Genomic DNA, 12439 nt, shown 5'->3' with positions numbered 1-12439 from the left:
ACCCCTTTTAAGGGTGCAGGGTTATTCGTTGATTCATTAAAAACGTGTACAAACATCAGGGCCAATAGCCTGATCAGAGGGAACACGTCCAACGATATTGAACTCACCATTTTCTACGCGTACTGCAAACATATCCTGCATAGCCTGATGATCGCCCGCACGCATCTTTTTTGTACCTTGAGGGGTCTGCCAACTGAGATCGTTCATTGCCGCCCGCACTTTATCGGTCTCAGTAGACTTGGCCTTCTCTACAGCAGTCTTATAGAAATATAAGAGGCCATAGGAATCTGCACCATAAAGATCCGGGAGCTTGTTATAGGCCTTTTGGAAATCTGCTACAAACTTTTTATTTGCTGGATTATCTAATTTAGGGGAATAACCAACGCCGGTTACAAATCCATTTGCAGACTTACCAATGGCGCCCATATTTTGTGAGGTCACAGTACCTGATGCGCCCACAATCGTCACGCCCTTGTTAACTCCATACTCATCCATCTGAGTAAATAAGCGAACAGTGTCATTGCCAGCTACTGAGGTATAAATCACATTGGGCTTTGCAGATCTTAGTTGGCCAAAATAAGGTGAGTAGTCCTTATTATCCAATGGAGCAAACACTTCGCCAACATCTTTAGCACCTTTTTCAGTAGAAGCCTTTTTAAAGGCAGAAACCGTGCTACGTCCCATTTCATAGTCAGGGCCAATGAAGAAAATATTGGCTTTTGGAATCTCTTTATCGACCCATGCAGCCAAAGCAGCAGATTGCATACCTGCACGAGCATTCACACGAAATACATTTGGTGAGCACTTATCACCAGTAATAGAATCAGCAAATGAAACAGTAGTAGCTATCAGCTTATTATTTCGCTCGGCTAACTGTCCAACTGCCAAAGTTGATCCCGAATTAACCGTTCCCGTTAAAAACTCAACCTTTTCTACCTGAAAAAGTTTCTCCGCCTTTTGGGTCGCAACTGCTGGATTCGCTTCCTCGTCTTCATAAATTAGATCAATCTTGCGTCCATTTATGCCGCCTCCAGCATTAATTTCCTTAGCTGCTAAATCTAAACCCATTTTTACTTGCTCACCAATTGGGGTGTATGTTCCCGAGAGAGGCGTGACTACACCGATTTTAATTGGACCGGATTGCGCTAAAGCTAATGAAGCACCTAAGCTCAATGCGACTGCAATAGCGATTTGCTTTGTTTTAAATTGCTTTTTCATCATTTACGTCTCCTGTAAAAAATTAACGCCCAACAAAATTAGGTTGGCGCTTTCCATGAAAAGCCTCAACCCCTTCTTTAAAATCTTCTGAATTGCGTAAACGGCTATAACAATGACCCTCTACCTCAATCGCAGTAGTTAACAAACAATCTTCAGTTTCGTTGAGCATTTTCTTTGCAGTTCTCTGTGCCATTGGTGAAAATGCCCGTAATTCCTCGACTAACTTGGCAACCGCGTTTGCAAGCTCTGCATTTGGTACGCACTCCGTAGCCACTCCCCATTCATACGCCTGCTGACCCTTAATGCGCCTAGATCGCATCACTATGTCTTTGGTTCTTGTAATGCCGACCATTTTCTGTAAACGAGCTGAGCCGCCTGAACCGGGAATCTGGCCTAATTTTTGCTCTGGTAATGCATATAAAGTGGATTCGGCAGCTATCCGAAAATCGCATGCAAGTGATATTTCAAAGCCGACACCAAAACAATAGCCATGATTAGCAGCAATCACTGGCTTTGTACATCTAGCTGGAGCTGCAATATTCCAAGCCAATTTAGAAACATGCTCAGGTGTAGCCTCTAAAAAGCCCTTAATGTCGCCACCGCTTGAAAAATGCTCCCCTTCTGCTCGTAACACAATGATGCGAACGCGATCATCAGCGTCAAGCGCTTCAAATGCAGCTCGCAATTGATCGCGCTGAGGCATTTGAATGACATTAAATGGTGGTCTTTTAAGGACTATATCGGCCCTTTGATGAGTTTCATCAATCTCGATATAGAAACCATCTAGATTATCTAGAATATTACTAAAAGGATGTTTCAGAATAGTTGCCATACAGTCTTTCTAGTTAAAAAATTACGCTCTTTCATATTCACCTGCTACTAACATGCGCCGCAATACTTTCCCTACTGGTGACTTGGGAATCTCTTTTACAAAAACATATTCACGTGGACGTTTGAAGTTGATTAAATCCGAGCCACGGCAATATTGATCCAATGCATTTGAATCTACCGAACCAGAGGCTCTAATAAACGCCACTACTTTTTGACCGAGACGCTCGTCTTTTAGGCCGGCAACTGCCACCTCTCCAACCGATGGATGCAGCGACAATATAGATTCAATCTCAACTGGAGAAATATTTTCTCCCCCTGAAATAATCATGTCATCCACCCGTCCAGTAACAAATAAATCACCAGCATCATCGTAGTAACCCGTATCGCCAGTAAAATACCAGCCATCGCGAATCGTCTTTTGATCAGCATCTGGACGCTTCCAGTACCCTTCAAATGCCTCATCGCCAGAAAGGTCGCAAATGATTTGCCCCTCTTCGCCATTTGCTGCTAACTCTGTTGGTTTCGTTTGTTGATTGCCTTGATCTAATTTGGCAACCCTAATACGGGCATTTAAACCGGCTTTACCAGCACACCCTGGTTTCTTTACAGCATCCTGATTGATGGTGTAGGTATAGATCTCACTAGACCCATAGTGATTTACAAATAGTTGCGGGTTAAAAGCTTCATTTAATTTCAATAGAAGCGCATCATGCATCGGTGCCCCTGCAAATCCTAGCTTTCTGACTGACCTTACTCGATGGGAGTTAAACTTTGAAGACTGGAGCATGTCATGGTAGAGCGTGGGAACGAGGTATAGATGTGTTACCCCTTCAGACTCAATAAAATCCAACGCCTTTTCTACCTCCCAACGAGGTACAGCAACATAGGTTCCATTCACAATACATAATGATAGTAAGGTGCGCACTCCCATCGTGTGATAGAGCGGCATTACACCAAGCGTTACTTCGCCCATCGCGTATTGGTTTTGTGCCACATGGGCTATTCCTGCTGCTCTTTCTGCGCGCTGCTTTCTTGGTACCCCTTTAGGCTTGCCAGTAGTACCGGATGTAAACAGCATGACCGAAATATCTTCTATATGTCCATTTGCAATAGGATCTGTTTTATTTTGAACAATTTGGTCAAAATAAATATGTTGAGATGAAGACGATTGATCAGCACATAAGATTACTGAGACTGATTTACTAGTCTCAGAATCTAGATAATTTTGAAGCGATATCTCTTCTACAAATGCTAACTTCACGTCAGCATTTTGAGCGCAATAATCAATCTCCTCAGACTTCGATCTCCAGTTCAAGGGAACTATAGCAATTCCCGCCATCTGACAAGCCCAATGAATGGTTGCTGCCTCATAGCGATTTTGCAAAATTGTCAGAATTCGATCGCCTCGACTTAAGCCTTGCTCATAAAAAAACTGTTGGATAGCACCAATATGACGTGACCACTCCTGGTAGGAATATCGCTTTTGACCATCAACAATTGCTAGCCTTGATGGCTCGCGCTCAACTGCCTGCAAAAATGTTCTGCCTAGATCAAGCATGCTGACCCCCGTTTGCTTACGCCCTGAACGAAGCAACTTCTAAAACTGCCTCAACAATTCCTACGTATCCAGTACAACGACATAAATTACCAGACAAACCTTCGCGTACCTCCTGCTCCGTGGGGTGCGGATTCTTCCTTAATAAATCTTCTGCAGACATCAAAAATCCTGGGGTACAAAAGCCACACTGCAATGCATGATGCTTTCTAAAAGCAATTTGCAAATCAGACATGCTCTCGTTATTAGCAATGCCTTCAACTGTTTTAATAGTTGCACCCTCTGCTTGGCATGCAAACATGAGACAAGAGCGCACAATTTGACCATTAAGCTCCACAGTACATGCGCCGCAGACTCCATGCTCACATCCCGAATGTGTCCCTGTGGCCCCAAGGTCATGGCGAATGAAATCCAATAATGTCGTCCGTGAGTCACAGCTAGCCTCACGAGTCATTCCATTTAAGGTTAATTTGATTAAATGATCTTTCATATCATCACATCATTTCTAAATTCAAAAGCTTGTTGACATGAACTTCTACCTAAAGTCCTCATGAGATGCCGGCGCAAACCCGACGTTGCAGTTGGATCCTCCCTAACCTCAAGAGTCGAAGCAAGTTGATCGATTGCCTGGCATGCATCATCTAATGAATCAGCAGAAAAACGATGAACCTTAACCGTGTCATCTATGCCACCAAATCCGACAGTCCAATGAATTCCCTCTTTGATCGAGGCTACGGCTACAACGGCAAAGTCCCCATGACGATAGCCAAACTCAGAGAATCCATAGCCAACCCTATTGGTCTTGATTGGAAACTGAACTGATGTAATCAATTCATCAGAATGGCGATTCGTCTGAAGAGCGCCCAAGAAAAAATCATTTGCTTTTACGGTTCGCTTTCTTTGCTTACTTGCTAGCTGCACCGAACCACCCAGGGTGGCTAGAGCCAATACCAATTCAGCGCTAGGATCGGCATGAGCTATCGATCCACAAATAGTCCCACGATTACGGATCGGAGTGTGTGCAATCCATGGAAACATCATTTTCAATAAGGGTTGAACCGCTGAAAGATCACGCCAATCTTCTAGCTCCGACTGTCTCACGCCAGCACCCACATGAAGAGCTTCGTTAATGACGTGATAACGCTTAAACTCTTCAATTTGATTGATGTCAATTAGGTGTTTTGGATTGGCAACTCGCATTGCCAATACTGGCACCAAGGTTTGTCCACCAGCCAGAATCCGGGCGTCCTCTCCGTGCAGATCTAGAAGCTTGAGAACTTCATCTTGCGATTGTGCAAAGTGCATTTGAAATGGAGCCGGCTTCATTTACGAGCTCCAAATAAACTTCTAAAGAAATTTTGTATGTATGTCAGAAGCCCCTTCGGTTTGGCGCCTGCTTCTTTTGCAAGCGCTCGAAATAGCTGATCTAATACCAAGCGAATTGCTCCCTCAAGCAAACGACTGCCGATGGCGGCCAACTTACCTGAAACTTGAGCTTGATAGTCATATTTCAATACCGTCATACCAGCTTCGCTTCTTAGCACAACTTCGCCGATACCAAGAGCCATTCCTAGTGGACCCCGACCCTCCCCACCAAGCGAAAAGCTAGCAGGTCTTTTGATATTCGTTAAATTAACAACTGCATTAAATTTTGCTTTTGCTACCCCAATGCGGACTACTGCAATGCAATCAAAACGAATTCCGTCTGGAATAGCAGATTCAGTAATAGATTCGCAACCAGGTATTACCTTTTGTAAACGAGCACGATTTAACAAGACATTAAAAATTTCTTCTGGGGCAACATTTAGCTTCACCTCACCTTGAGCTTTAAGTGGGTAATCCGAGTTCGACTCGAGTGAAGATGTTGTATGCGCTACATTGTCTTTTGGAAGATCGCCCTTAGATACTAGTAGCGCATGAATTCGGCTAGGAGTTGCAGGCAATACGATATCTTCAATATTCAAGGCGTCTGAGATAGCATTAGCTATACAAACTGGGGTGCTCATACTGTTTCCCTCGCCGATGCCTTTAGAGCCCAATGGCGTAAACGGACTTGGCGATTCTTGGTGGTAAATTTTTGGAGCAACAACGTCACTGGCAGTTGGTAAACGATAGTCAGCAAATGTACCTGATAAGAAATTACCATCACTGCTATAAACAAACTCTTCTAAAAGTGCGGCCCCAACAGCCTGAGCAAAAGCTCCATACACCTGCCCATCCGCCAACGCGGGATTAAGAATTTTCCCAGCATCATGGACTGAAATATATCCATCAATCTTAGGTGAGCAACTCACTGGATTAATCTCTATACCGCAGGCGTCTAAAGCAAAGCCATAGGCAGCAGAAGTATTAATTCGATCGTTTTCATCTGGCGCCTGCAATACATCAGCACTCCAAAATTGGGTTTCTTGAAGCGCTAAAAGCACATCCTTACCAAGCGCCTCTTGGACCAGACCCGGGGACCAATGAAAGTTTCCACAGATTCTGGCAAATGGAATTGCATCATTTTCTCGACCAATGACTGAGATATGGCCATTGGCAAATATCAATTGATTAGGCTTGACCTTGAGAACGTGTGCAGCGTAAGCCGCAATCCGTACTTTCAGTTTTTCTGCCGCCAAAAAAACGGTTCCCGCAACTGCCCCAGCAAACCGACTCGAATAATTACCAGCTGCAATAGACCAGGCATCTTTTGCAGTATCAAAATCAACATTGACTTGGATTTGGGATGGAGAGGCTCCAAATACATCAGCCAATAATTGACCTATCACCGTTTGATGCCCCTGCCCGGCTGGGGCTGAGGCGATATTTGCAGAGATATTACCAGATGGATCAACACTTACAGTTGCTGAAGTGATTGCGCCATTTTTTGGGCCTGCTTTTGCTCTTTGCTCAGGCGTTAACACTGTAGTGATGTACCCCATATTGGATACCGATGGCTCTACGATAGACGCAATGCCAATACCATACATACGCCCTTCTTTGCGAGCCTGTTCCCTGCGACTTAGAAGCCTTTTGAATTCTGGCGAAGCTTGAAGAGTGTCGAGAGCTTTTTGATAATCTCCGGAATCCAATAGCGCACCAGCTGCTGCTCGATATGGAAATTGATCTTTTTGCACATAATTTAATGAAGCGATTTCTTGATGGGTTTTTCCCAACTGCTTTGCAATCTTATGTATCAAGCGCTCAAGCGCAAAATATACTTGTGGACCACCAAAACCTCGAACTAAGCCAGTCGGTGTCTTATTGATCAGAACGACGCGATTACGAATTTTCAAATTGCTAATCTGATATGGACCAGTGACGCAACCATGCATACGATAAAGAGTTGCTGGTTCGGGTGCACGTAAATAGGCGCCACAGTCTTCAATCTGGTCATAGTCTAAGGCTAGAATTTTTCCATTTGCATCTACAGCAGCACGCAAATGAGTATGTCTCGAAGTTGCAGAGGTTGCAGCTTGTAAGTGCTCTAGTCGATCTTCAATAAATTTCACTGGCGCACATACCTTGCGGGATGCTAAGCAGCAAAGAATGACGTACGGAAGAACTGATTGCTTAACCCCAAAGCTTCCACCGGAGTCAGGCGGGACATGATGGCGTAATTTTGTTCCCGGCACCTTCAGAGCGGCTGCCATCACTACGTGGAGTGAAAAGGGTCCCATAAAATTTGAAGTTACCTCATAACTTCCATCTGCTGGACGCCACTGAGCCACCACACCACCAGTCTCTAGTGGAGTGCAAGAGTTGCGAGGGTAACGAATATCAACCTCTACAACCTTTGCTGCCGCTTGAAATGCACCATCGGGATCGCCATAAGAAAACGAACGGTCAGATACACAATTATTAGCAATATCTTGGTGCAGAATGACAGCATCACTTTTTAGCGCCTCATCTACATCAACGACTGCTGGCAATGGTCGTACGTTAAGGACAATACTTTCTACACCATCTTCTGCAAGAGCTCTAGATTCTGCAATCACTATTGCAATTGGCTCACCTACATATCGCACAAACTCACTTGCCAAAACCCAGGGACGCATTGGTGATTTGACGGCAACCCCTAATGGGTTTGACCAAGCCTGCACATCCTCAATCGTTAGAACACCCCGCACCCCTTTAATCTTCAATGCTGGCGATACATCGATAGATAAAATCTTTCCATGAGCGATGGGAGATCGAACTACAGCGGCATATAGGGTGCCGACTGGCAAAGGAAGGTCATCCAGAAAGCGGCCACCGCCCGTTAGCAGTGCAGAATCCTCTACACGCTGGCTGGCTTTTCCTAAATGATGTGTTGTTTGTTCCAAGGGTTTCTTTTCAGCAAAATATGAAGCAACAAAAGCTGAAAGAAGCTTAATAAGGCCTTACCTAGAACGCTTATCTGAGAGTCCAGCGACTTACCTTAGAGTCTGATTATGTGCATCAGGTAAACCCTAGGAGTCTAGTTTTGGGGCCTTCTCAACCTGCTGACGATAAAGACTTGGAGTTACCCCTTGATGCTGCTTAAAGAAACGTGTGAAGTGACCTTGAGCAGAAAATCCTAATTCATCCCCAATGTGAATCAAGCTCTCGTCTTTATCGGCGAGAGCATCAAATGCGAATTCCATTCTCAGTACATTGGCAAATACTACTGGTGACAAGCCAGTACAACGCCGAAACAGCTCGAAAAAATGTGATCTTGATAGATTAACGCTCTGGGCAACGGTTGAAATATCGGTAAAGCCTTGCGGGGACGTTCGCATGAGGTGAATCGCCTTACGAATGCGAGGATCCATAAAGGCCAGGGCATTACCAGCATTTCTTAAGTCGCCAGATGTGAGCACATCAGCGCTTTCCATAAAGCCAAGCGTTAACTCTAGCAGCATGGACTCAAGCTGTTCATGTGTGATCTGATCCGACCACCACAATTCCATTGATATCTTTTCTAAAGCCTGCTTTTGATGCGCACCCAATGTAGATAGATTGTTCATGAAAAAACAGGGGTGACTACTAGCCAAGAATTTTTTACTAAATGAAGCTAGCCACTTTGGCTCTAGATATAGGGCCAGTAAAACAGGATTGCTACCGCCTACTGGCAAATGGAGATACGAATGCTCTTCCCAGGCATTGATCAGTACCGCATTGTCGTTAGTCAAAGGGCAATTTTTGCCTCTGACCTGAAAAGCGGTATCTGGACCACCTACCTTACACAGAATATGGCAATGATGATGGGCATGCGTGACTAAAGGCGCATCCATTTCTAGAAGCGCGACGCGACCAAACTCACCGTGTAGAAGTCGAATTACCTTAGACATATCTCAAATCATCTCACAGACCAGAAATTTGAGAGAGGCAGCTTATATTGCAGCGCAAAAGAAATTCGCTTATGCCCGAAAGCCTATTCTGCAGTCGCACCAGACTGCTTAACCAGAAGCTCCCAGTAAGGAATTTCCTTCTTAATGAATGCGGCAAATTGCTCGGGAGTTTGCTCACCGTTCAAAGAGCCCATTTTAGAAAGGCTTTCCGCCACCTCCGCTGAAGCTAATACTTTATTGATTTCTTTATTCAGGGTATTGACTAAAGGGGTTGGCGTTTTTGCTGGGACAAAGATGCCGTACCAATTCTCAACAACAAATTTAGGGTACCCAAGCTCCTTCATTGTAGGTACGTCTGGTAAGTTTTTTGCCCTAACCGCTCCAGTCGTTGCAAGCGCCCTAACCTTGCCACTATTAAGATGAGGAACCATGGCTCCCGTTGACTCAAATGCCATTGGCACTTGTCCAGCCAAGACGTCGGCAATGGCTGGCCCAGATCCTCTATAGGGAATGTGCGTCATATCCAGCTTTTGCTCAAGCTTAAGTAACTCACCTAAGAGATGGTGAGTACTCCCACTACCAGGAGATGCAAAGCTGTATTTACCCGGTTCCTTTTTAATCAAAGCAATCAGCTCAGAAACTGAATTAGCAGGCACAGAAGAATTGACATACAAAACCATAGGCACGGCAGCTACCTCGGCTACAGGTCTTAAGCTCACAATCGGGTCATTACGCAGTTTATATAAATTCCGATTAATGACAACACCAGTGCTATTTCCCAGCAATAAAGTACAGCCATCGCCAGTAGCACTACTCACAAACTCAGTGCCAATGTTGCCGCTAGCACCAGTTTTATTTTCCACAATCACACTGACGTTTAATTGTTTAGATAGTCCAGGAACTAACATTCTTGCGAGAACGTCACTGGCTCCTCCTGGCGGATAAGGAGAAATAATTTTGATCACAGGGCATGGATACTGGGCATAGGCTAAAGGGGCGCTGAATCCAAAGCAGATCAAGCCAACAATTTGTATTAAGTTTCTTTTAGCAATATATATAGTGTTCATATCAAGTCTCACTTTTTAACATCTGCTCATAATTAAATTGCTGATCAACTTCAATAATCGACTGCCCTGATCTTAGTGCTTCGACCATTGCCAACTCTTTCATAGCAATAGCATCCGCCTCATCTAATACCGTATTGAGCTTAGCTGCAGGGATTGCTACGAGGCCATTAACATCCGCCACAATCACGTCACCAGGTAAAACAGATATGCTTCCAACTCTAATGGGGATATTCCAAGCCTCTTGAACAATGCGACCTCGGGCAGTAATCGGAACTGTACCTCGGGCATGAACCGGAAAGCCAAATTCTTCACACGTATCGACATCACGGACTGCGCCATCCACTACTACACCAGAGATCTTTTTTTGCAGCGCTCCCATTGAGAGAATCTCACCCCAGCAGTTGTTGTTCAGATCCCCACGGTTGTCAATCACAATGACATCCCCAGGCGATGCCGAAAAGATGGCATCAACCCCGAGATGCGCCTTACTTTGTGCAGCACCTGCAGAAATCATACGGATCGTAATTGCCCTACCGATTACTTTGGTCTTACCCCATTGAGGAACAATGCCAATTACCGCAGCTGCAATTCCCAACTTATCCATTGCATCACTTAAATTTGAGGTTGCTAATTTTTCTAGCCGTCCCCTGTATAGTCGATCAAACTCCTCGGATGTCATCATATCCTCACTTATTTTGAAATTCTGTTATTGATTCTGGAAAATACCTGACGTGCATTACCTTCAAAAATCATTTCCTTCTCTTGATTGCTCAAGCCATCAACCGCATTGAGGTAACGACGGGTATCGTCAAAATAAAATCCGGTATCTGGATCAATATCTTTCACAGCTCCAAATGTTTCGGATGCAAATAGAATATTTTTGACTGGGATGACTTCAGTCAGAAGGTTGATCCCTGGCTGGTGATACACACAAGTATCAAAATAAATATTATTTAGCAGTTTTTGATTGATGTCAGGGATATCCATATCTTTCGCCAGCCCTCGAAAGCGTCCCCAGTGATAGGGAACCGCTCCGCCTCCATGGGGAATTAAGAAACGCAACTGTGGAAACTGTGTAAACAAATCTGAAGTCAGGCATTGCATAAAAGCGGTTGTATCAGCATTCAAGTAATGTGCACCAGTGGTATGAAAGCAATCGTTACAACTGGTGCTGACATGAATCATTGCTGGTACATCTAAGGCAATCATTTCTTGATAGATTGGATGCCAATAGGGGTGACTTAATGGCGGATCTCGCCAATGACCACCAGAAGGATCGGGATTGAGATTAATACCCACAAATCCATATTCATTAACGCACTTGCGCATCTCCGGTAAGCAAGTACTGATATCCACTCCTGGCGACTGCGGCAACATTGCCGCACCTACAAAGTGCTTCGGAAAAAGCTGCGTCACTCGATAACAAAGTTCATTGCAAAGGGCTGCCCATGTTGCCGAGGTATTAAAGTCGCCAATATGGTGAGTCATAAAGCTCGCTTGGGGCGAGAAGATCGTGACATCAATGCCCCGCTCTCGCATTCGAGCGAGTTGATTTTCTTCGATAGACTCCCTAATTTCATCATCACTTATTCTTAAATCAGATACCTTGGGGCCTAAATGCGGTGTACTTAAATTAGCGACTTGGGCATCTCGCCAAGCCTTTAATACTTTTGGTGCCGTAGTGTAGTGGCCATGACAATCAATAATCATTTATTGCTTCCCTTTGTAGAGTAACGGGTCGTTAGTTCGGAGCCAGGCCTTGAATGCCTGACTGTTGAATGAATAAATTAAGCCTACCAGTAGAGATCATTTGATCTATAAAGTGATTCAAGTATTGAGCAGTTTCTTGACGTGCCAATGGTGTGCCCAAGGCCAGGTTTTCATATCCGATGACATCGGGCAATACTCTTGACCCCGGAACAGAGGAAGCCATTTCAAATAGAATTGCTTTATTGGTAGAGAAACCATCAATCTTCCCGCTTTTTAACCATTCAATTACCTGTGTAGTTGAGCTTGTCTGCACCAAACTGGCATTAGGAATCAGCGATGGGAGCTCCGCTTGAGAATTGCTTCCCACACTGAAGCCAATGTTGATGTTCGAGCGATTGATATCTGCTAGAGATCGAATGCTACTGTGGGGACTCACCAAATACCCTTTCTCAATCCGAATGACTGTTTTGGAAAACTGAATATATTTGGCACGATCTTGACTAGCATTCGTGAAGACCAAATCTAACTCATTATTTTTTACAGCCAAAAGAACATCCGCATTCTTCTCAAACACCACCGGAGTGTAATTGACACCTAATTGAGTAGCGAGACTCTGCCCCAATTCATAGCCAATACCTCGGACCTGATTCGAACTATTGGCTTGCAGAAACGAGGTTGGCGAGCCTTTATATAAGCCCATTCGCAGACTTCCCTGCGGCGCAAGAATGTCCTTGGGCGATGTAGCGCAAGCAAGTAGCACCAAG

General features: G+C 44.6%; 11 protein-coding genes. All 11 read right to left on the bottom strand.

Features of this window, described 5'->3' with window-relative positions:
* Nucleotides 1–36: 36 nt before the first annotated feature.
* Nucleotides 37–1221 (bottom strand): ABC transporter substrate-binding protein, encoded by a 1185-nt coding sequence (locus ICN35_RS07110; protein WP_255535746.1) that lies wholly within the window; start codon nucleotides 1219–1221, stop codon nucleotides 37–39.
* A 19-nt stretch (nucleotides 1222–1240) separates the two neighbouring features.
* Nucleotides 1241–2050, bottom strand: coding sequence for an enoyl-CoA hydratase/isomerase family protein (locus ICN35_RS07105; protein WP_216125742.1), 810 nt, complete (start codon nucleotides 2048–2050; stop codon nucleotides 1241–1243).
* 21 nt (nucleotides 2051–2071) lie between these two features.
* Entirely contained in the window at nucleotides 2072–3607 is a 1536-nt protein-coding gene (locus ICN35_RS07100; protein WP_216125739.1) for an AMP-binding protein, read from the bottom strand.
* Nucleotides 3608–3623: 16 nt separating this feature from the next.
* Nucleotides 3624–4094, bottom strand: coding sequence for a (2Fe-2S)-binding protein (locus tag ICN35_RS07095; RefSeq protein WP_216125735.1), 471 nt, complete (start codon nucleotides 4092–4094; stop codon nucleotides 3624–3626).
* On the bottom strand, nucleotides 4091–4930 hold the full coding sequence (locus ICN35_RS07090) for a xanthine dehydrogenase family protein subunit M (RefSeq protein ID WP_216125732.1): 840 nt from the start codon (nucleotides 4928–4930) through the stop codon (nucleotides 4091–4093). Before ICN35_RS07090 ends, ICN35_RS07095 begins: the two co-directional genes overlap by 4 nt.
* Nucleotides 4927–7911, bottom strand: a complete 2985-nt coding sequence (locus ICN35_RS07085; protein ID WP_216860831.1) for a molybdopterin cofactor-binding domain-containing protein — start codon at nucleotides 7909–7911, stop codon at nucleotides 4927–4929. Before ICN35_RS07085 ends, ICN35_RS07090 begins: the two co-directional genes overlap by 4 nt.
* A gap of 126 nt (nucleotides 7912–8037) precedes the next feature.
* On the bottom strand, nucleotides 8038–8898 hold the full coding sequence (locus tag ICN35_RS07080) for an AraC family transcriptional regulator (RefSeq protein ID WP_216125729.1): 861 nt from the start codon (nucleotides 8896–8898) through the stop codon (nucleotides 8038–8040).
* 83 nt (nucleotides 8899–8981) lie between these two features.
* Complete coding sequence (locus tag ICN35_RS07075; RefSeq protein WP_216125726.1) at nucleotides 8982–9965, bottom strand: tripartite tricarboxylate transporter substrate binding protein; 984 nt, start codon at nucleotides 9963–9965, stop codon at nucleotides 8982–8984.
* 1 nt (nucleotide 9966) lies between these two features.
* Nucleotides 9967–10647, bottom strand: a complete 681-nt coding sequence (locus ICN35_RS07070) for an RraA family protein (protein WP_216125723.1) — start codon at nucleotides 10645–10647, stop codon at nucleotides 9967–9969.
* A gap of 8 nt (nucleotides 10648–10655) precedes the next feature.
* Nucleotides 10656–11675, bottom strand: coding sequence for an amidohydrolase family protein (locus ICN35_RS07065; protein ID WP_216125719.1), 1020 nt, complete (start codon nucleotides 11673–11675; stop codon nucleotides 10656–10658).
* A gap of 31 nt (nucleotides 11676–11706) precedes the next feature.
* On the bottom strand, nucleotides 11707–12375 hold the full coding sequence (locus ICN35_RS07060; RefSeq protein ID WP_216125716.1) for a transporter substrate-binding domain-containing protein: 669 nt from the start codon (nucleotides 12373–12375) through the stop codon (nucleotides 11707–11709).
* Between the last annotated feature and the right edge of the window lie 64 nt (nucleotides 12376–12439).

The sequence above is a fragment of the Polynucleobacter sp. es-GGE-1 genome, from assembly GCF_018882005.1.
Lineage (GTDB): Bacteria > Pseudomonadota > Gammaproteobacteria > Burkholderiales > Burkholderiaceae > Polynucleobacter.
The sequence above is the reverse complement of the archived record's forward strand: the minus strand, read 5'-3'. Positions and strand labels throughout refer to the sequence as shown.